Genomic DNA, 20,262 nt, shown 5'->3' with positions numbered 1-20,262 from the left:
TATCGCTCAGCTCGTGGTGCCGTCCGGGGCGATGCGCTCGAACCGGACGTAGGGCACGAGCGCGTCCGGGACCCGCAGGGAGCCGTCGGCCTGCTGGTACTGCTCGAGGATGGCGACCAGGGTCCGGCCGATGGGCAGACCGGAACCGTTGAGGGTGTTCGCGAAACCCTTCGTGCCGTCCTTCGCCCTGGTCCGGATGCCCGCCCGCCGCGCCTGGAAGGTGCCGAAGTCGGACACGCTGGAGATTTCCCGGTAGCGGCCCTGGCCGGGGAGCCACACCTCGAGGTCGTAGGTGACCCGGGCGGAGAACCCGGTGTCGCCGGCGGCCAGCCGCACGACCCGGTAGGGCAGCCCCAGCAGGCGCAGTGCGGTCTCGGCGTGCCCCCGGAGCACCGCCAGCTCCTCGGTGGCCCGCTCCTCCGAGCAGAACCGGACCAGCTCCACCTTGGCGAACTGGTGCTGGCGGATCAGCCCACGGGTGTCCTTGCCGTAGGAGCCGGCCTCCGACCGGAAGCACTGGGTCAGCCCGGTGTAGGCCAGGGGTAGGTCCTCGGCACGCAGCGTCTCGCCCGCGTGCAGGTTGGTCAGCGGGACCTCGGCGGTGGGGATCAGGAACAGCTCGCGGTCGGCGACCCCGGTCCGGAACAGGTCCGACTCGAACTTCGGCAGCTGTCCCGTTCCGGTCATCGTCGGGCGGTTGACGAGCACGGGGACGGAGAACTCGGTGTAGCCGTGCCGCTCGGTGTGCAGTTCGAGCAGGAACTGGCCGATCCCGCGCTCCAGCCGGGCGCCGGCTCCGCGCAGGACGCTGAACCGGGGGCCGGAGAGGCGGGTCGCCCGGGCGAAGTCGAGGATGCCCAGGCGCTCGCCGAGGTCGACGTGGTCGACCGGCTCGAAGTCGAACCGGGTCGGCTCGCCCCACGTGTCGACGACCTCGGCGTCCTCGTCGCTCGTCCCGTCCGGCGACTCGTCGCTGGGCAGGTTGGGCACGCCGAGGAGGAACTCCTCGAGCTCGGCGGCGACCGTGCGCTGCTGGTCCTCCAGCTCCTGGATCCGGGCCTTCAGGGCGCGGGCGTCCTCGCGCAGCGCGGTGACGTCCTCGCCGCGCTTGGCGGCCGCGCCGACCTCCTTGGCGACCCGGTTGGACTCCGCGCGTGCGTCGTCCGCGGCGGACACGGTCGCCGTGCGCCGGGTGAACAGCTTCTCCAGCAGGTCGAGGTCCAGGTCGAAGCCGCGGCGGGCGAGCTTGCGCACTGCCTCGGTCGCCGGGTCGAGGAGAACCCGCGGGTCGTGCATCGCCAGCTCCAGGAGAGGGGGTGTCGGGACACCCCAGCCTATTGCGGCGTCCGCTCGGCCTCCGGGTCGGCGTCGAGTCCGTGCTCGATCGCGTACCTGGCCAGCTCGACCCGGTTGTGCAGCTGGAGCTTGCGCAGCGTCGACTGCACGTGGTTCTCGACGGTCCGGTGCGACAGGACCAGCCGGGCGGCGATCTGCCGGGCGGTCAGCCCCTTGGCCACCAGCCGCAGCACCTCGGTCTCGCGCTGGGTGAGGCTGGGCAACCGTTCGTCCCGCTCGGCGGGCTCGGCCGCCATCCGCCGGTACTCGCCGAGCACCAGCCCGGCCAGGCCAGGGGTGAACACCGCGTCGCCGGCCGCGGTCCGCCGGACGGCGTCCACGAGCTCCTCGACCGACGCCGACTTGACCAGGTAGCCGGACGCACCGGCCTTCACCGCCTCCAGAACGTCGCCATGGTCGCCGCTGGCCGAGAGGACCAGTACGCGGGTTCCGGCCAGCGTGCCGGTGATCTGCCGGATCGCCTCGACCCCGGACACCGCGCCCAGGTTCAGGTCCATCAGCACGACAGCGGGGCGCGCGGTGGTCGCGATCCGCACGGCGGCAGCGGCGTCGCCGGCCGTGGCCAGCACCTCGAAACCACGCTCACCCAGGTCGCGGGCCACCCCGTCCCGCCACATCGGGTGGTCGTCGACGACCATCACGCTGATCACCGCGCTACCGCCACCCGCGCGCCGGGCCGCGGCACCCGCAGCTCCCACTCGACACCCGCTCCCGGTGCGGTCTCCACCGCGATGGTCCCGCCGAGCCCGGCCACGCGGCCGCGCATCGACAGCGCGACACCCATCCGGCCCTCCCGCTCCGCTTCGTCCAGCCTGCCCGGCGGAATCCCGACGCCGTCGTCGCGCACGCTCAGCACCACCTCGTCGCCGAGGTCCTCCAGCAGTACCCAGGCCCGAGCGGCGGGCCCGGCGTGGTTGGCGACGTTCGTCAGCGCCTCGCGGGTGATCCCCTCCAGCTCGCCGGCCAGCGCGACCGGCAGGCGTACCGCGGTCGCCGGTACCGACACCTCGACCCGGTCGGTGGCCAGCAGGCGCAGGCGCGCGCCGAGGTCGACCGTGCCGTCCTCGCGGACCACGCTCCCGGTGGACACCAGCGCCCGCAGCGCGATCTCCTGCTCGCCGGCGAGCCTGGCCAGCTCGGCGGCCTCCCCGCCCAGCTCGGCGCCGCGCCGGCGCACCCTGGCGAGCACCTGCAACACGCTGTCGTGGATCGACCTGGCCAGCCGCTCCCGCTCGGCCGTGGCCGCCTCCGCCCGCAGTGCCTGTTCCAGTCGTTCCGCGGACCGGCGCGACGTGGACGCGGCCAGGCCGAGGACGAACCCCACCCCGACCAGCAGGATCAGGTCACGGGTCAGGTCGGTGTCGACGTAGCCGCGCACGCCGTAGTTGAACGCCGCGACCACGGCGCCGAAGCCGGCGCCGACAGCCGGTCCGGCGCACACCGCGCCGGCCGCGACCACCCCGGTCACCCACACCGTGGTGATCAGCGGGACCTGTCCGCCGGCGAGCTGCGCCGGGGTGAGGACCAGCGGGGACAGGCACATCGTCGCGCAGCTGACCACGAGGTCGGCGACGGTGAACCCCAACCGCCGGCCGGCGGGGCGCAGGTAGCCGGCCGTGACAGCCGCCGTCCACACCGCCATCAGGCCGATCGCGACCAGCGCGAGCCAGGGCCGGGCGTACTCCCCGACGTGGACGACCACGACACCGGCGGCGAACACGAGAGTGAGCACCCGCAGCAGGACCGCCGCGCGCCAGAGCGGGGTCGTCGGGTCCTTGGCCTCGGGCACGCCGGCCTCGGGAGCGCCGCCGGTGATCACGGCCGTTCCCAGGTCGCCTCGGTGTCGTCGGGCTTCGCGTCCACCTCCGGTGCCGCGGCCTCCTGCTCGTGCAGTACGTCGATCTCGTCCGGGTCGGTGTCGCCCTCGTTGACCAGGGACTTGATCCCGGCGTTGAGCACGGCCAGCAGCGGCACGGAGAGCAGGGCACCGGCGATCCCGGCGGCGATCAGGCCGGCGGCGATGGCGAGCACCACGGCCAGCGGGTGCAGGCGCACCGCCCGGCCGAGCAGCCAGGGCTGCAGGACGTGGCCCTCGAGCTGCATGACCGCGATGACGATCGCGAGCACGATCAGGGCCTGGATGAACCCGTTGGCGACAAGGGCGATCAGCACGGCCACCGTGCCGGCCACCACCGCGCCGATGATCGGCACGAATGCGGACAGGAACACCAGCGCGGCCAGCGGGATCACCAGCGGGACGCCGACGATCGCGAGCCCGATGCCGATGCCCACCGCGTCGACCAGGGCGACGGCCGCGGTCGCCCGCACGTAGCTGACCAGTGCGGCGAACGCGCGACGCCCGGCGACGTCCACGCGCGTGCGCACCCGACCGGGTACGCCGCGGGTGACGAAGCGCCAGATGCCGGGGCCGTCGTAGAGGAAGAAGATCAGGATGAACAGCGTCAGCAGCAGGCCGGTGAGGATCTCACCGATCGTGGTCGCGGTGGTGATCGCGCCCTCGGTGATGGCGGACTGGTTGTCCTGGATCACGGCGATCGTGTCGTCGATGAAGTCGGTGATCTGCTGCTGGCGCAGGTGCAGCGGACCCTCCACCAGCCACGTGCGGATCTGGTCGAGGCTGTCGGAAACCTGTTGCTGCAGCTGGGGCAGGCCGTTGGTGAACTGGACGATCACGAAGGTGATGAGCCCGCCGACCACGGCGATGCCACCAACGAGCACTATCGCTGCCGCCGCTCCCCTGGGTACGCCCACCTGTCCCAGGCGGTCGACACCGGGCGCCATCAGCGCGGCCAGCAGTAAAGCGATGGCCAGCGGCACGATGAGGTGCGAGAAGTAGCCCGCGAGCCAGGCCAGCACATAGAGGGCGGCGATCACGAACAGGAAGCGCCAGGCGAGCGCCCCGCTCACCCGCAGACCGGTCGGGACGAGTGGTGTCACGTCCGCCGGCGGAAGCCGGCGCCGGGGCTTTCGTGAATCTGTCACGCACGAACGTTACCCAGCCGGCCGGTGGTTCGCGGCCCAACCACGTCACGCCGGGAAGAATTTCTCGCGCCCGGGGGAGGTCGCCCTTCCGGCGTCGAACCATCCGTCGTGACGCACGTCACTGCCCGCGCGGAGACGGGTTCAGCTCCGCCAGGTGGTCTTGATACCGACCCGACCCGACAACCATCCTCGGAGTGACCGATGTCCGTTCCCTTCCAGACCGCTGTCGTCACCGGGGCCAGTCGCGGCTTCGGCCGCGCGATCGCCGCCGCGCTCGTCGCCAGGGAGGTCGGCGTCGTCGGTATCGCGCGCGACGAGAACGACCTGCGCGCCGTGCGCGACGAGCTCGGCCCGCGGTTCACGGCCGTGGCCGCCGACGCCACCGACGAAACGCTCACCCAGGAGGTGGTGCGTGAACACCGTCCCGGCCTGCTCGTCCTCAACGCCGGGGTCGTCCCACACATGGCACCCGTGCACGAACAGACCTGGGAGACCTTCAGCCGCAACTGGAACGCCGACACCCGCCACGTCTTCACCTGGACCAGGGCAGCTCTGCGGGAGCCGCTGGCGCCGGGCAGCGTCGTGGTCTCGTTGTCCAGCGGAGCCGTACTGGGGGGATCCCCGCTCAGTGGCGGGTACGCCAGCGCCAAGGCCGCCATCCGCTACCTGCGCGGGTACGCGGCCGAGGAGTCCCGGCGGGCGGGCCTCGACGTCCGGTTCCACGTGTTGCTCCCGGACATGACGCCGAGCGGCGGCATCGGTGCGGTGGCGGTCGACGGTTACGCCGCGCGCCAGGGTGTCGACCGGGACACCTTCGTCGCCAGCCGCGAGCAGCCGATCCTCACCCCCGACCAGGTCGCCGCGGCCGTCCTGGACGTCGCCGAGAACCGCGACAGCGACGCGGAGTACCGGGTCGCCGGCGCCGGGCTCCGCCCGATCGGCTGAGCACCGCCATGCCCTCGGACGACGAGTTCGCCGCCCTGGTCGAGCCGTTCCGGCCGGAACTGGTCGCGCACTGCTACCGGCTCCTCGGCTCGATCCACGACGCCGAGGACCTGGTGCAGGAGACCTACCTGCGCGCCTGGCGGGCGTTCGGCCGGTTCGAAGGACGCTCCTCGGTGCGGCGATGGCTGTACAAGATCGCCACCATGGCCTGCCTGACGGCGTTGGAGACACGCTCTCGACGGCCCCTCCCGTCCGGGTTGGGCGCGCCGGCGGAGGACCACCGGACGCCCGTGGCTGCTCGCGAGCCCGCGGTGGCATGGCTCCAGCCGGCGCCCGACGTGCTGCTCGGCGCCGAGGACCCGGCGGCGGTGGCGGCCGGGCGTGCGGGCGTGCGGCTCGCCTTCGTCGCCGCGCTCCAGCTGCTGTCCGCCCGGCAACGGGCCGTGCTGACCCTGCGTGATGTGCTGGCGTTCCGGACGGCCGAGGTCGCCGAGATCCTGGACACGACGGTCACCGCCGTCGACAGCGCACTGCGCCGCGCCCGCGTCCGCATGGCCGAGGCCGGCCTCGTCGAGGACGACCTGGTCGAGCCGGAGGAGGAAACCCGGCGGACGCTCCTCGAGGGCTACGTCGACGCGTTCACCCGCGCCGACCCCGACGCCCTGGTGACGCTGCTGCGGGCCGATGTCGAGCTGGAGATGCCGCCGACTCCGACCTGGTTCACCGGGCAACGGGCGGTGGTCGGGTTCCTGGTCAGCCGCGTCCTGCGCCGGGACCGGTGGCGGATGATCCCCACCCGCGCCAACGGTCAGCCCGCCGTCGTCGTCCACGGGCGCGCGCCGGACGGCCGGTACGAGGCCTACGGCGTCCAGGTCCTCACGCTCATCGGGTCCCGGATCGCCCGGATCACCGCGTTCAACGACCCGAGCCTGGTTCCGACGTTCACCCCTGGCGCCAGTGCTGGCGGTCAGAGGGGTCAGCCCTGGGCGAGGTCGGCGAAGCGGGAGTAGTGCAGCTGGTGGGCCACGGTGACCGTGGTGGTGGGGCCGGCGCGGTGCTTGGCCAGGATCAGGTCGGCCTCGCCGGCGCGGGGGTCGTCGCGTTCCCAGGCGTCGGGGCGGTGGATGAGGATGACCATGTCCGCGTCCTGCTCCAGGGAGCCGGACTCACGCAGGTCGGCCAGCATGGGGCGCTTGTCCGTGCGCTGTTCGGGCCCTCGGTTCAGCTGGCTGATGGCCACGACCGGCACCTCGAGCTCCTTGGCCAGCAGCTTCAGCTGCCGGGAGAACTCCGAGACCTCCTGCTGGCGGGACTCCACCCGCTTGCCGGAGGTCATCAGCTGCATGTAGTCGACGACGATCAGCTTCAGGTCGTGGCGCTGCTTGAGGCGCCGTGCCTTGGCCCGGATCTCCATCATCGTCATGTTCGGCGAGTCGTCGACGAACAGCGGCGCCTCGCTGACCTCGCTCATCCGCCTGGCCAGCCTGGTCCAGTCGTCGTCGGTCATGCGGCCGCCGCGCATGTCGGCCAGCCGGATCTTCGCCTCGGCGGAGAGCATGCGCATCACGATCTCGGTACGGCTCATCTCCAGCGAGAAGATCACGCTGGTCATGCCGTGCTTCACGCTGCACGAGCGGGTGAAGTCCAGGCCGAGGGTGGACTTGCCGATACCCGGCCGGGCAGCGACGATGATCATCTGCCCCGGGTGCAGGCCGTTGGTCACCGCGTCGAGGTCCTCGAAGCCGGTGGGCACGCCGAGCGAGGAGCCGCCGCGCGAGGCGATCGCGTCGATCTCGTCCATGGTCGGCTGGAGCAGCTCCTCGAGCGAGACGTAGTCCTCGCTCATCCGCCGCTCGGTCACCTCGTAGATGGACGACTGCGCGCGGTCCACGATCTCGTTCACGTCCGCGCCCTCGGCGCCGGCGTAGCCGAGCTGCACGATCCTGGTGCCGGCCTCCACCAGACGACGCAGGATGGCCTTCTCGGCGACGATCTCCGCGTAGTAGCCGGCGTTGGCGGCGGTGGGCACGGTGGCGATCAATGTGTGCAGGTAGGGCGCGCCACCCATCCGGCGGATCTCGCCCCGGCGTTCGAGCTCGGCGGCCACGGTGATGGCGTCGGCCGGCTCGCCCCGCCCGTACAGGTCGAGGACGCAGTCGTAGACGAGCTGGTGCGCGGGGCGGTAGAAGTCACCGGGGCGGAGCACCTCGACGACGTCGGCGATGGCGTCCTTGGACAGCATCATCCCGCCGAGCACGCTCTGCTCCGCGGCGAGATCCTGCGGCGGCTGCCGGTCGAGCGCGCCCTCCCCCGAGACCGCTGCGGGCGGACGGTCGTCGGTCATCGCCACCGAGAACCCCTCCTAACTCTCGAACATGTGTTCGAGTATAGCCGACGGCTGCACTGCCTGGGCGACGCCGGGAGGCGTGCCTCGAGTACGCAGAGCGAGGATGTAGGCGCGACGTTAGAGGGCAGTGCGGGTGGAGGCAAACACCGCTGGGGACGCCACTGTGGACAACCTGGGGACGTTGTAGCGCAACGAACCACAGCGCGGAGGACCACTGTTGACAACCTGTGGACAGCTGCCGAGATCCACGACGAAGCAGCAGGTCAGGGCCTGTGTACAGGGTGTGGAAGAACTTGCCGGAAAATTGCCCGGCGTGTCGGGTGAAACCTCTTCCTCGGCGTGTCGCGGAGGGCTCGTCTCACCCGGGCAGCCCACAGCTGTGGACAACTGGGGCGGCACGCCGGCAACCCCGCGCCGTGGTGTGCGGCACGGGTTGCCGGAGAGAAATGTGACTCTACGTGAGCAGAATCAGCTGGCGGTGACGTCGACCCGGAACGAGACCGTGACCTCGGGGTGCAGGCGCACGTTCACCGGGTGCTTGCCGACCGTCTTGATGTGGCCGGGCAGCTCGACCATCCGCTTGTCGAGCACCGGACCACCGGCGGCCTTGACGGCCGACACGACGTCCGCGGTGGTGACCGAGCCGAACAGCTTGCCGGAGCCGGCAGCCGCCTTGGCCTTCATCGGCACCGGGTCGACGGCCTGGAGCGCGGCCTTGACCTCCTGCGCGTGGTCCAGCCCGCGGATGGCACGGGCCGTCTGAGCCCGGCGGATGGTCTGCACCTGGCGCTCGGCGCCCTTGGTGGCGACGATCGCCAGCCGGCGGGGCAGCAGGTAGTTGCGCCCGTAGCCGTCCTTGACCTCGACGACGTCGCCCGGCCCACCGAGGCCGGAGACGTCAGCGGTGAGAATGAGCTTCATCTGTGGACTCCCCGGATCAGCGCGCGGTCGAGGTATAGGGCAGCAGCGCCATCTCCCGAGCGTTCTTCACCGCGATGGCGACGTCACGCTGGTGCTGGCTGCAGTTGCCGGTCACCCGGCGGGCACGGATCTTGCCGCGGTCGGAGATGTACTTCCGCAGCAGCGTGGTGTCCTTGTAGTCGATCTGCTGCGCGTCCGCCTTCTTGGACTTGCAGAACACGCAGACCTTCTTCTTCGGCTTGCGAATGGGTGGCTTGGCCACTGTGAAACTCCTGGTCTTCCTCGTGAGGTGCGTGGGGGTGTCGGTCAGAAGGGAGGCTCGTCGGAGAACCCGCCACCGCCGGAACCGGCGGGGGGCGCGGAGCCCCAGGGGTCGTCCGCGGGAGCGCCGGAGCCGCCGCCGAAGCCGCCCCCGCCGCTGCCCCGGCTCACCTTGTTGACCTTCGCGGTCGCGTACCGCAGCGACGGGCCGATCTCGTCGACCTCCAGCTCGACGACGGTGCGCTTCTCGCCCTCACGGGTCTCGAAGGACCGCTGCTTGAGCCGCCCGCTGACGATCACGCGCGCCCCGCGGGTGAGCGACTCGGCCACGTTCTCGGCCGACTGCCGCCAGATGTTGCACCGCAGGAACAGCGCCTCGCCGTCCTTCCACTCGCCGCTCTGGCGGTCGAAGGTCCGGGGCGTCGACGCGACGGTGAAGTTCGCCACCGCTGCCCCCGACTGCGTGAACCGCAGCTCGGGGTCGGCGGTCAGGTTGCCGATCACGGTGATGACGGTGTCGCCGGCCATGGCGCTACCTCCCTCAGGCCCCGGCCGGGTCGCGCCGCAGGACCTTGGTCCGCAGCACCGACTCCTGGAGACCGAGCTGGCGGTCCAGCTCCTTGACCGCGTCCGGGTCGGCGTTCACGTCGAGGACCGCGTAGATGCCCTCGGTGTGCTTGGCGATCTCGAACGACAACCGGCGCTTGCCCCACACGTCGACCTTCTCGACGTTGCCACCCGACGTGCGGATGACGTTGAGGAACGTGTCCAGCGACGGTGCGACCGTGCGCTCGTCGAGCGTGGGGTCGAGGATGACCATTACCTCGTAATGACGCATGAAGACCACTCACCTCCTGTGGACTCTGCGGCCACGGGCTCTCCGTGGCAGGAGGGGTCTTGCGGAAGACAGGTTACAGGGCCGCGCCCGGGGCTTTGCGCAGCACCCAGGTGCGTACCAAAGCGGCGGTGACCACGGACAACGCGAGCACCGCGAGCAGCACCGCGAACTCGATGCGTTGGCCAGCCGGTGGGGTCAGGGCCTCCGCCCGCCCGGCGGCCTGCACCCCGTCGCCGGGGTCGTCGGTGCCGAGCACGCCGAACTGGGGGTTGTAGCCGGGCACGGCGCCGCCGTAGCGGACGCCGGGCGAGGGTGCGTACAGGCCGGGGGTGGCGAACGGGATCGAGCCGTAGAAGTCCAGCGGCGACATGGCCAGCCCGCGCAGGCCAGCCGGGTACAATGACCAGCCGCTGGGCGCGAGCCCGCCGATCGCCGGCTGGTTGGGTACGGGGGAGCCCTTCGCGCCGCCCCCCGGGGTGCCGCCGTTGCCGCCGGCGCCGGGGTTGCCGCCAGGCTTCTCGGTACCGGGACTCTCCGGCGGAGCGCCGGGAACGCCCTCGGGCAGTACCTGCTCGACCGCGCGTTCGGACGCGTCGGCAGCCGCGTCGACGCCGTCCTGGACGGGCGCGGCGACCGCGTTCACACCCTTCACGCCGATCTCGCAGACCGAGGTCAGGGTGGGGCGGACGGAGGTGACCACGGCTCCGAGTACGGGGCCGAGCAGCGGGATCTTCTTGAGCTGGGCGACAACCGCGTCGGCGATGACGGCGCCGGAGATGACGCCGGAGCCGGTGGGCAGCACGCCGACGGGGATCGGCGCGAGCGCGCCGAAGGCCTGGTTGGCCGAGGCGGCCAGCGGCGGACCCAGGACGGGCACCGCGCGCACCGCGTCGGTGACGATGCCGAGTACCGCCGCCGGGGCCAGCGAGACCGGCTGACCGGGCTTGCCGACCACGTTGGTCGCGCAACTGCCGACGACGATGGGCTCGGCCGCGCTCGCGGTACCGACGCCGACCAGCCCGAACGTGCACACCGACAGGACGAGTGCCGCAGCGGCCGCGGCACCGCGCATGCGCCGTCGCATGGTGAACCTCCCGCCGTACCCGCCGGTAGCACTTACCGGTTCAACGACGGTAACCCCTGGAGGTCACGCGTGACCAGTTGAGCGGGGGTGCTCCAGGCGCGAGGTAGGCCGACCGGAGTAGCGGGCGCCTCCCGTTCCCGCCGCACCAGCCGACTACGCTCGCGGGCCATGAGCATCGGCGCCCACATCCACAGTGACGACCCGCTCGGCGCCGCGCGCGAGCGGAACGCGGACGTGGTGCAGTTCTTCCTCGGCGACCCGCAGAGCTGGAAGGCGCAGAAGCCCCATCCCCAGGCGGAGGCCCTGCGTGAAGCGGGCATCGACGTCTTCGTGCACTCCCCGTACCCGGTGAACATCGCCTCGACGAACAACCGCATCCGGATCCCGTCGCGCAAGACGGTCACCCAGTACGCCGAGGCGGCCGCGGCCACCGGCGCGAAGGGCCTGATCGTCCACGGCGGGCACGTGACGCAGGGCGAGGACCCGGCCGCCGGCCTGGCGAACTGGCGCAAGTTCTTCGAGCGTCAGGCGCAGGCCGGGGGTTTCCCGCTGCCGGTCCTGATCGAGAACACCGCGGGCGGGGACAACGCCATGGCCCGCAAGTTCGAGATGCTCGCCCGCCTCTGGGACGAGGTCGGCGAGTTCGGTGCCGGCTTCTGCCTGGACACCTGCCACGCCCACGCGGCGGGCGAGAGCCTGGACGGGATCGTCGACCGGGTCAGGGCGATCACCGGTCGGATCGACCTGGTCCACCTGAACAACTCCCGCGACGAGTTCGACTCCGCCCGGGACCGCCATGCCAACATCAAGACTGGCATGATCGAGCCAGAGCTGCTGGCCGCGGTGGCCAAGGAGGCCGGGGCCCCGGTCGTGGTGGAGACACCGGCCGACGGGCAGGCCGAGGACATCGCGTTCCTGCGTGCCGCCACGGGCCGGTGAAGATGCTGCCGGCCGGGGCGGCGGCGGACCCGAGGTCAGGAAAGGCGGAGGGGGCAGTGTCCGAGGAGGTCGGCGCGCCGCCCGAGGGCGACGAGCCCGGCGCGCGGCCCACCGGCCGGGCCCGGCGGCTCGGCGCGTTCGCTCTCGCCGCGCTCGTGGTGCTGTGCGGGATCACCCTGGTGCTCGGCTTCGTCAACAAGAACCGCTGCACCGGTCCCGAGTTCGACGAGTTCGGGCGCAGTGGTCCGGACTACGACCTGCGCAGCAAGCAGGACGTGTGCTATTCGGACATCCAGTTCCTGTGGATCGGCCGGGACATCGACCGGCACGTGTTCCCCTACGTCAACGGAAAGCTCAACGAGGACGGCCAGCCGGTCGGTGGGGTCGTCGAGTACCCGGTGCTGACCGGGGTGGTGATCTGGGCGTCGGCGCTGCTCGCGCAGACCGACGCCGAGTTCCTGCTGTTGTCGGCGTTGGTGCTCGCGCCGTTCGGGTTGGTGACGGCCTGGATGCTCGGGCGGTTGTCCGGCTGGCGGGCGCTGCTCTGGGCGGTCGGGCCGCCGCTGGTGCTCTACGCGTTCCACAACTGGGAGCTGCCCGTCGTGCTGTGCGCGGTGGCCGCGGTGTACGTCGTGCACCGGGGCTGGGGCAGGCGCGGCGTCGAGCGGCCCCTGCTGACCCGCGCCACGGTCGCGGCCGTGCTGCTCGGGCTCGGGTTCGCGTTCAAGGTCTACCCGGCGATCTTCGTCCTGCCGCTGATGCTCTATGTGCTCACCGGCGGGCGGGACGGTCGGGAGTTCGCCGGCCGGGTGACCCGCTGGACGCTGGACTGGTTCGGCGCGCTGCGGGTCGCGTTGGTCGCATTGGGTACCGCGGTCGCCGCCAACGTGCCGTTCGCGGTGGCCGGCTTCGAGGGCTGGCAGGCCTCGTTCACGTTCCAGCTGCTGCGCAAGGCGGACATCACCACCAACTCGATCTGGTTCTGGGGGCTGCGGCCCGACTCGGACTCGGACAACACCGGCGTTCAGGAGCTCATCGGGGCCCTCTCGCCGACGCTGATGCTGCTGTCGTTCGTCGTCGCCTGCGCGTTGGGCTGGCTGCGGTACCAGAAGGAGGGGACCTACCCCTGGATCGCCGTGTCGGCGGCCATGCTCTGCGGGTTCCTGCTGCTGCACAAGGTGCACTCCCCGCAGTACACGCTCTGGCTGGTCCCGATGTTCGTCCTGATGCGGGTGCGGTGGGGCTGGGTCGTCGCGTACCTGGTGGCCGACCTCGCCATGGGGATCGGGATCTTCCGGTGGTTCTACGAGATCTTCTACGGCAGCCACGGCGGGATCTACGACGGTCTGGCGGCCCAGGCGGTGATGGTCGGCGTGTGGGGCAGGGCCGCCCTGCTGGTCGGGCTCTTCTACGCGTTCCTGGTCGCGCGCTCCACCGTGGACGACGATCCCCTGCCGGAGGAGCCGAGGACACCGGCCGAGATCGGCACGCGGTCGCCGTGACGGCCTGAGCGCGGCCGGGTGGCCTCGCTACCCGGCGTCCTGACCGGGAACGGCACCGACGGCCACGTCCCGGCCGTCCCGCCGTTCTCGTCGTTCCCCCCGTTCCCGCCGTGACGACCGCCGGACGGTGACCCTGTCCTCGGCGCCGTCCAGGACCCCGCCGTGCGGGTCGTCCTGGTCGTGCTGGCGGACCAGGTCCCTGGCCGGGTGGTAGATCTCGTAGATCACCAGCACGCAGAGGGCGATCACCGCCAGGTCGCGCACGATGACGAACGAGAGGAACCAGTCGATCGGCAGGCCCTTCTTGTCGTCGCCGAGGTAGAAGGCCATCCGCGGCGCCCAGATCAGGGCGTCGACGACCATCCAGGCCAGCAGCAGGCGCCAGCGGGGGACGGCGAGCACGGCCAGGGGCACCAGCCACAGGCTGTACTGCGGGCTCCAGACCTTGTTGGTCAGCAGGAACGCGGCCAACACCAGGAAGCCCAGCTGGGCCAGGCGCGGCCGGGTCGGGGCGTGCAGGCCGACGAAGGCGATACCGGCGCAGCAGAGCAGGAACAGCGCAGCGCTGACCACGTTCAGCCAGAACGGGGTCTGGCCGAACGCCAGTGGGCCGTCGAAGCCCTCCCAGTCGGCGAACTGGACGAACACGTTGTAGATCGAGTCCGGGTCGGCCCCGCGCAGACTGTTGCGGTGGAAGAACTCCCACCATCCCCGCGGGAACGCGAGCAGGATCGGCAGGTTCACCAGGGCCCAGGTCAGCAGTGCCGCGAGGGTGGTCCTGCCCCAGGCACGCATCCGGCCGGCACGCAGGCACAGCACGAGCAGCGGACCGAGCAGGAAGAGCGGGTAGAGCTTGGCCGCGGCGCCGATGCCGAGCAGGACCCCGGCCAGCCCTGGCCTGCGCCGCGACCAGGCCAGCACGCCGGCCGCGGCACAGGCCGTGGCAAGCGTGTCGAAGTTGGTGAACGCGTGCACCATGACCAGCGGGGACGCGGCGATGAGGGCCGCGTCCCACGGCCGTCGCCGTGCCGTGCGGGCCACCGCCCAGACCGTCACCAGCCAGGCGAGCGCGAGCCAGAAGGCCGAGATGTCGAAGAAGATCGTGACCGGCAGCCCGGTCGGCAGCCACCCCGCGTTCGCGACGGCCAGCCAGCCCTCGGTGAACTTCGCGTTGACCCACTGGAACAGCCCGGTCAGCACCGGGTACTCCATGTACCGGGTGTGAGCGGTCGGTTTGCCCTCGTCGTCGACCCAGCTGGTCTGGTAGGGGAAGCCGCCCTCGTTGAGGCGCTCGGCCGAGTAGAGCGGGATGATGTCCGAGTAGCACATCGCGACGAACGGACGGCTGGAGCGCCAGTCGAGTTCGAGCTGCTTCGCGTCCTCGTTGTAGAACTGCTGGACGCACGCCGCCTTGCCGAACCACCCGATGGTCAGCGCGATCACGGCGAGCAGCAGAGCCACCCGCAGCGGCGTCCAGAACCAGTGCCGACCGATCGCCGCGTGGGTGCCGAGCGGGCCCCCGACGGGCCCGCTGGCCGAGGCGACCAGGGGCTCGGTCCACGTGGGAACGACGCGCTGGTCGGGGGTCAGCGTCGCGGTGTCGCCGACCTCCCCGTCCACCGTCTCCCCGGGAGAACGCCTGTCGGCCTCCGGCTGATCCGATTCGCCTGGCACGCGCGCGATGCTACGGGGCGTGCCCGGAAGCCGGCCGCGAGACCTCGGTACCGGTCCCGGGCCGGCTGACCATCATCAGGACCTGGGCCGGGCGATGTTCTGGTTGCCCGGGTTGCCGCCACCCGGACCGGGGATGCCGGGGAACGGGTCGGTGGGATCTGTCGGGTCGGTCGGGTCCGTCGGGTCGGTCGGGTCGGTCGGGTCCGTCGGGTCGGTGGGATCCGTCGGGTCGGTGGGCTCCGTCGGTTCCTGGGGCTCCTCCGGTTCCTGGGGCTCCTCCGGCTCCTCCTCGACGACTTCCTCCTCCTCCTGGACCGGTTCCCCGATCGGGTCGAACTCGCCGAACGTCAGCTTCGGCGCGTTCCGGAGGTAGTCGTTCATGAACTTGAGCCAGATCTGGCCGGGCAGCCCGCTGCCGTAGACGATGTCGCCGTCCTTGTCCTTCAGCGGGAGCTGTCTGCCCTTCTCGTCCTGCGCGCTCATCGAGACGGCCGTCGAGACCTGGGGCGCGTAGCCCACCATCCACGCCTTCGAGTTGTCCTCGGTTTCGCCCAGCTGGTGGGTACCGGTCTTGCCGGCGCACTGGCGGCCGTCGTCACACTCGAGTTCGGAGTACTTGAGCACGGGCATCAGCGACTCGGTGACGTTGCGGGCGATCTTCTGGTTGTTCTCCGGGTTCGAGTCGAACGCCTGCTTGTCCTCCGGCTGCCGCTTCCACCTGATCTGGCCGTCGGGGTAGCGCACCTCGGTCACCAGGTGCGGCTTGTGGTAAATGCCGCCCGAGGCGAACGTGCTGTAGGCGGACGCCATCTCCAGGGTCGAGACGCGGGTCTGACCACCGCCGATCGAGATGTTGCCGTCCGGTCCCTGCTCGTCGGCGGCCTCGCCGTTCAGGTCCGAGGTGATCCCGGCGGCGCGAGCTGCCTTCTCGACGCCCTTGGGACCGACGGTGTTCACGACCATGTCGTAGAAGACGGTGTTGATCGAACGCTCCATGGCCTCGGCCACGGTGCACTCGGTACCGCACGAGGCGCCGCCCGAGTTGCGCACGGTGATGCCGTTGTTGCCGAAAGACCGGCCGGAGGTGCCGTCGTACCGCTCGTTGAGGCCCTTGCCCTGCTGCAGCAGGGCGACGAGGTCGAAGGGCTTGAACGACGAGCCGGGCTCCTGGGGGGCGTCGGCCCAGTCGAGCCCGACGCCGTTCTCGCCGCCGTAGTACGCGAGGACGCCACCGTCCTTGGGGCTGACCGCGACCAGTGCCGGCATGTTCACCTTCGGCTGGTCCTTCATCACCTCGCGCACCGAACGCAGCGCGATGTCCTGGGCCGGGCGGTGGATCGTGGTCTTGATGACGAGGCCCTCGCGGTAGATCTCCTCCTCGGTCAGCCCGATGTTCAACGCCTCGAGCTCTTCGAACGCGGCGCGCTGGATGTGCGCGTTCGGGCCGGTGAAGGCCTTGGGCTTGGACTTCTCGATGTTCTGCAGCTTGGGGAACGTCTCGGTCTTGGCCTGCTCGGCCGGGAACCAGCCCTTGTCGACCATCTGGCCGAGGACGAACTTCCAGCGCCGGTCCATGTACTCCTGGTCGTCGAACCGGCTGGGGCTCTGGATCATCCCCGCGAGCAGCGCGGCCTCGGACGGCGTGACGTTCTTGAGCTCCTTGCCGTAGTACGCGTGTGCGGCGGCGGAGATGCCGTAGGCGCCACGGCCGAAGTAGATCGTGTTGAGGTAGGCCGTGATGATGTCTTCCTTGGAGTAGGTGTTGTTCATCTTGTAGGCCGTGACCACTTCGAGCGCCTTGCGGCTGATCGACTTCTCTTCGTTGCCGGTCGCCTTCTTGATGTACTGCTGGGTGATCGTGGAACCGCCACCCGAGCCGCCGGTGACCTGGTTCCAGGCGGCCCGCAGCACGCCGGCGATGTCGAAGCCCGGGTTGGTCATGAAGTCGGCGTCCTCCGCGGCGAACACCGCGTTCTTCACGTGCTCCGGGATCTCCTCGTACTTGACCAGCCGGCGGTTTTCCCCACCCGTCGGGACCACCTCGCCGAGCAGGGACTTGTCGCTGTACTCGAGCTTGACGACCTGGCGCTGGTCCTCCGCAACCTGCTGGGGCGGCGGCACGCGCACGACCTGGTAGGCGACGAAGAAGCCGATGAGCGGCAGGATGATCATCAGCGCGGTCAGCACGTAGCCGGTGCGGCGGACCCGGCGCCAGATCTTCTTCCGCCGGAGGCGCTTCTGGTCGGCGCTGAGCGGGGTGTCCTCGTCCTCGTCGTAGTACTCGTCGTCGAGGTACTGATCCTCGCGCGGATCGTGCAGGTCGTCGTCGTAGGCCGGCTCGCGGTGGGTCAGCAGCTCCGGTTCCGGCTTGGAGCGGCCGTGTACCGACGGCAGCATCTCGGTGGGACCGTCGGGGTCGGCTTCCGGCACGGCGCCAGGCGCGGGGGGACCGCCGGGGCGGGCGCCACCGGGCCGGGGCGGGCCACCGGGGCGAGACCGCACCACGCGGGTCCTGGGGTCGACCGCCGGGCGGCCGCCGGGTGGCGTGGCTGGGCCGTGGCCGTTCGCGTTGGGCACGGGAGGCTGGGCACCCGGGCGCGGCGCGGGGGGTACGGGGCCGGGTGCCGGCAGGCCCGGGGCCCCGTTGGGACCGGCACCGTTCGGGCCGGGGGCGGCGCGGCGGGCCGGTGGCTCCTCCGTCGGCCAGGCCGGGCCGCGGGCGGGACGGGGGGCCGGCCTGGACGGGGGTGGCGGCGGGGACGCGTGGTGCGCGCCCTGGTCCTCGGGGAGACGGTGGGAGCCTCGGCCGTGGGAACCGGCGGCATGGGTGCCGTTCGACGAGGCGCCGGGAGTGGGCTCGTCGTCGTCCTCCCACAGAGGGCTCCAGAACCCGGTGCGGTCCTGCTGCTCACCGGGCGGCTGCTGGCGCCGGCCCGACGAGTCGGGGTCGTCACCGGTCGGCCACTCCGGCTGGCTGGAACGTCGCCGGTGGCTGCTGTGGTCGTTCACGAAACGGCCTCCCAGAGCGGCGCGGTGAACTGCTGCGCCGTGCGGTGGTCATTCGCGCCGGAGCGATGGCTCACTCCGCCGCGGTCCTTCTACGTGCCTTCGGGGTGTCGAGTCCACGCGTACCCAGGACGTATGACTGCACCAGGTGGTTCCACCCGCAGGTGCGACATACCTCTACTACGTAGACGGTGAACTCTTCGAAGAGGTTCGCCATTCTGGCGAGTTCCTCCGGCGCCCGCGCCGACCCGGAGGCGTGCTTCAGCTCGTCACCGTAGACCCATGACACTCGCGTCACGGGCTCTTTGCGGCAGACGGGGCAGGTGACCTCGCTCGGGTCGCCGTGGAACTTCGCGGCCCGCAGCAGGTACGGGTTGGCGTCGCACACCTCCGCGGTGCCGACGCGGCCAGCGTAGACCTCGGCCAGCAGCGCCCTGCGCTGCAGCACGTAGTCGACGACCTGCCGCTGTGTTCGCACGCCCAACAGGGTACGCGGCGCCGTTATCACGTCGAGATGCCGTTTGGTACACGGCGCGCGGGCGGTTCGCGACCCTGCGTTAGAGCCGTGATCTGACCAGCGGCCATTCCGCAGGCGAGCCGGCGTTGCCGACAGACCAGTGATCAACGCCACGTCATCCATCGTTGGCCTGCCTGATGTATCGGCGCGATATAGTGAAGCGGTAGATCGGCATCACGAGAAAGGGCAACGGTGCTCGAGTTCGCGATCCTCGGCCTGCTGCACGAGGCGCCAATGCACGGCTATGAGCTGCGCAAACGGCTGTCCGAGTTGCTCGGGACGCTGCGGGCGTTCTCGTACGGATCGCTGTATCCGACGCTACGGCGGCTGCTGAAGGCGGGCCTCATCGTCGAGGAGACCCCGCCGGTCGAGAGCGCGGACCGCGCGGCCAGGAGCTGGGGAAAGCGAGCGAAGCGGGTCTACAAGCTCTCCGCCGAGGGCAAGGAGCGGTTCGCCGAGATGGCCGTCGACGTCGGGCCCCAGGCCTATGACGACGAGGGTTTCGGCGTCCACCTGGCCTTCTTCTCGCGGACGCCGGCCGACGTCAGGATGCGCATCCTGGAAGGTCGCCGGCGGCGGGTCGAGGAGCGGCGTGAGGGTCTGCGTAGCTCGCTGGGGCGAGCGGGTGAGCAGATCGACCGCTACACCCGTGAGCTGCACCGGCTGGGGCTCGAGCACAGCGAGCGGGAGGTTCGCTGGCTCAACGAGCTCATCGCGAGCGAGCAGCGCGAGCAGAAGGAACGACAGGACAACGATCAGTGAGAAGGAGAACCGGCATGGGCGAACAGCGCCGCAGCGTCCGGGTGGCCATCGTCGGCGTCGGCAACTGCGCGGCGTCCCTGGTCCAGGGGGTGCACTACTACCGCGACGCCGATCCGGCCGCCCGGGTTCCCGGCCTCATGCACGTGCAGTTCGGGGACTACCACGTTCGCGACATCGAGTTCGTCGCCGCGTTCGACGTCGACGCCAAGAAGGTCGGGCGTGACCTGTCCGAGGCGATCGTGGCCAGCGAGAACAACACGATCAAGATCTGCGACGTGCCGCCGCTGGGGGTCACGGTGCAGCGCGGGCACACCTTCGACGGGCTCGGCGAGTTCTACCGCGACATCATCACCGAGTCCGACGAGAAGCCGGTGGACATCGTCGCGGCGCTGCGCGAGGCCCAGGTCGACGTGCTGGTGTCCTACCTGCCGGTCGGCTCGGAGGAGGCGGACCGGTTCTACGCCCAGTGCGCGATCGACGCGGGCGTCGCGTTCGTCAACGCCCTGCCGGTCTTCATCGCCTCCGACCCGGCATGGGCCGCCAAGTTCACCGAGGCCGGTGTGCCGATCGTCGGTGACGACATCAAGTCGCAGGTCGGTGCCACGATCACGCACCGGGTGATGGCGAAGCTGTTCGAGGACCGCGGGGTCGAGCTGCTGCGTACCTACCAGCTCAACTTCGGCGGCAACATGGACTTCATGAACATGCTGGAGCGCAAGCGGCTCCAGTCGAAGAAGATCTCCAAGACCCAGGCCGTCACCTCGCAGATCCCGCACGAGATGGAGCGCGCCTCGGTGCACATCGGTCCCTCGGACCACGTTCCGTGGCTCGACGACCGGAAGTGGGCCTACGTGCGGCTGGAGGGCAAGTCCTTCGGCGACACGCCGCTGAACCTGGAGTACAAGCTCGAGGTCTGGGACTCCCCCAACTCCGCCGGAGTGATCATCGACGCGGTCCGGGCGGCGAAGATCGCACTTGACCGCGGTATCGGCGGTCCGATCCTGTCGGCCTCCTCGTACTTCATGAAGTCGCCGCCCGAGCAGTACGCCGACGACGACGCGCGGGACGCGGTGGAGAAGTTCATCGCCGGCGAGGTCGACCGGTAGC

The 20,262-nt window shown here is 70.8% G+C and carries 19 protein-coding genes; 6 read left to right on the top strand and 13 right to left on the bottom strand.

Annotated elements, in window-relative coordinates; all coding sequences use genetic code 11:
- Positions 1 to 6 precede the first annotated feature (6 nt).
- From serS to BU204_RS06895, 4 genes are read right to left on the bottom strand one after another with little or no spacing between them, the layout of a single operon-like run.
- Positions 7 to 1,296: a serine--tRNA ligase gene (gene serS / locus BU204_RS06910; RefSeq protein WP_075124714.1), complete on the bottom strand. Its 1,290-nt coding sequence runs from the start codon at positions 1,294 to 1,296 to the stop codon at positions 7 to 9.
- A 38-nt stretch (positions 1,297 to 1,334) separates the two neighbouring features.
- A complete protein-coding gene (locus BU204_RS06905) occupies positions 1,335 to 1,994 on the bottom strand; it encodes a response regulator (RefSeq protein ID WP_083661082.1) in 660 nt (219 codons plus the stop codon).
- A gap of 8 nt (positions 1,995 to 2,002) precedes the next feature.
- A complete protein-coding gene (gene macS / locus BU204_RS06900; protein WP_408607990.1) occupies positions 2,003 to 3,172 on the bottom strand; it encodes a MacS family sensor histidine kinase in 1,170 nt (389 codons plus the stop codon).
- On the bottom strand, positions 3,172 to 4,359 hold the full coding sequence (locus BU204_RS06895; RefSeq protein ID WP_075124712.1) for an AI-2E family transporter: 1,188 nt from the start codon (positions 4,357 to 4,359) through the stop codon (positions 3,172 to 3,174). The genes macS and BU204_RS06895 overlap by 1 nt, the downstream gene beginning before the upstream one ends.
- Before the next feature lie 201 nt (positions 4,360 to 4,560).
- On the opposite strand from BU204_RS06895, the gene BU204_RS06890 reads away from it, so the two are divergent.
- Entirely contained in the window at positions 4,561 to 5,304 is a 744-nt protein-coding gene (locus BU204_RS06890) for an SDR family oxidoreductase (RefSeq protein ID WP_075124711.1), read from the top strand.
- 8 nt (positions 5,305 to 5,312) lie between these two features.
- A complete protein-coding gene (locus tag BU204_RS06885) occupies positions 5,313 to 6,314 on the top strand; it encodes an RNA polymerase subunit sigma-70 (RefSeq protein ID WP_075124710.1) in 1,002 nt (333 codons plus the stop codon).
- Here the strand turns inward: BU204_RS06885 and dnaB are convergent.
- The 6 genes from dnaB to BU204_RS06855 all read right to left on the bottom strand — a co-directional run bounded on the left by dnaB (position 6,281) and on the right by BU204_RS06855 (position 10,755).
- Positions 6,281 to 7,654: a replicative DNA helicase gene (gene dnaB / locus BU204_RS06880; RefSeq protein WP_075124709.1), complete on the bottom strand. Its 1,374-nt coding sequence runs from the start codon at positions 7,652 to 7,654 to the stop codon at positions 6,281 to 6,283. The genes BU204_RS06885 and dnaB overlap by 34 nt on opposite strands.
- Before the next feature lie 465 nt (positions 7,655 to 8,119).
- The gene (gene rplI, locus BU204_RS06875; protein ID WP_075124708.1) at positions 8,120 to 8,572 is read right to left on the bottom strand and encodes a 50S ribosomal protein L9; all 453 of its coding nucleotides are present in this window, start codon (positions 8,570 to 8,572) and stop codon (positions 8,120 to 8,122) included.
- Positions 8,573 to 8,588: 16 nt separating this feature from the next.
- The gene (gene rpsR / locus BU204_RS06870; protein WP_075124707.1) at positions 8,589 to 8,834 is read right to left on the bottom strand and encodes a 30S ribosomal protein S18; all 246 of its coding nucleotides are present in this window, start codon (positions 8,832 to 8,834) and stop codon (positions 8,589 to 8,591) included.
- A 44-nt stretch (positions 8,835 to 8,878) separates the two neighbouring features.
- The gene (locus BU204_RS06865) at positions 8,879 to 9,361 is read right to left on the bottom strand and encodes a single-stranded DNA-binding protein (protein WP_075124706.1); all 483 of its coding nucleotides are present in this window, start codon (positions 9,359 to 9,361) and stop codon (positions 8,879 to 8,881) included.
- A 13-nt stretch (positions 9,362 to 9,374) separates the two neighbouring features.
- Positions 9,375 to 9,671 (bottom strand): 30S ribosomal protein S6, encoded by a 297-nt coding sequence (gene rpsF, locus BU204_RS06860; protein WP_075124829.1) that lies wholly within the window; start codon positions 9,669 to 9,671, stop codon positions 9,375 to 9,377.
- 73 nt (positions 9,672 to 9,744) lie between these two features.
- The gene (locus BU204_RS06855; RefSeq protein WP_075124705.1) at positions 9,745 to 10,755 is read right to left on the bottom strand and encodes a hypothetical protein; all 1,011 of its coding nucleotides are present in this window, start codon (positions 10,753 to 10,755) and stop codon (positions 9,745 to 9,747) included.
- A gap of 168 nt (positions 10,756 to 10,923) precedes the next feature.
- Here BU204_RS06855 and BU204_RS06850 point away from each other — a divergent pair, with 168 nt between their 5' ends.
- Together BU204_RS06850 and BU204_RS06845 are read left to right on the top strand one after the other, a co-directional pair.
- Positions 10,924 to 11,694 (top strand): deoxyribonuclease IV, encoded by a 771-nt coding sequence (locus BU204_RS06850; RefSeq protein WP_075124704.1) that lies wholly within the window; start codon positions 10,924 to 10,926, stop codon positions 11,692 to 11,694.
- 56 nt (positions 11,695 to 11,750) lie between these two features.
- On the top strand, positions 11,751 to 13,196 hold the full coding sequence (locus tag BU204_RS06845; protein WP_408607988.1) for a glycosyltransferase family 87 protein: 1,446 nt from the start codon (positions 11,751 to 11,753) through the stop codon (positions 13,194 to 13,196).
- A 27-nt stretch (positions 13,197 to 13,223) separates the two neighbouring features.
- On the opposite strand, the gene BU204_RS06840 is transcribed toward BU204_RS06845, so the two are convergent.
- From BU204_RS06840 to BU204_RS06830, 3 genes are all read right to left on the bottom strand, one after another.
- A complete protein-coding gene (locus BU204_RS06840) occupies positions 13,224 to 14,816 on the bottom strand; it encodes a glycosyltransferase family 87 protein (RefSeq protein WP_075124703.1) in 1,593 nt (530 codons plus the stop codon).
- A 129-nt stretch (positions 14,817 to 14,945) separates the two neighbouring features.
- Complete coding sequence (locus BU204_RS06835; protein ID WP_143229337.1) at positions 14,946 to 17,879, bottom strand: transglycosylase domain-containing protein; 2,934 nt, start codon at positions 17,877 to 17,879, stop codon at positions 14,946 to 14,948.
- Positions 17,880 to 17,949: 70 nt separating this feature from the next.
- Entirely contained in the window at positions 17,950 to 18,354 is a 405-nt protein-coding gene (locus BU204_RS06830) for a DUF5318 domain-containing protein (protein ID WP_075124702.1), read from the bottom strand.
- 231 nt (positions 18,355 to 18,585) lie between these two features.
- Between BU204_RS06830 and BU204_RS06825 the strand changes: the two genes are divergently transcribed.
- Entirely contained in the window at positions 18,586 to 19,155 is a 570-nt protein-coding gene (locus tag BU204_RS06825; protein ID WP_075124701.1) for a PadR family transcriptional regulator, read from the top strand.
- Between the two features lie 14 nt (positions 19,156 to 19,169).
- The gene (locus BU204_RS06820) at positions 19,170 to 20,261 is read left to right on the top strand and encodes an inositol-3-phosphate synthase (RefSeq protein ID WP_075124700.1); all 1,092 of its coding nucleotides are present in this window, start codon (positions 19,170 to 19,172) and stop codon (positions 20,259 to 20,261) included.
- The last annotated feature ends 1 nt before the right edge of the window (position 20,262 follow it).

Source organism: Actinophytocola xanthii (genome assembly GCF_001921205.1).
Taxonomy (GTDB): domain Bacteria; phylum Actinomycetota; class Actinomycetes; order Mycobacteriales; family Pseudonocardiaceae; genus Actinophytocola; species Actinophytocola xanthii.
This window is presented reverse-complemented; position numbering and strand designations above follow the sequence as displayed.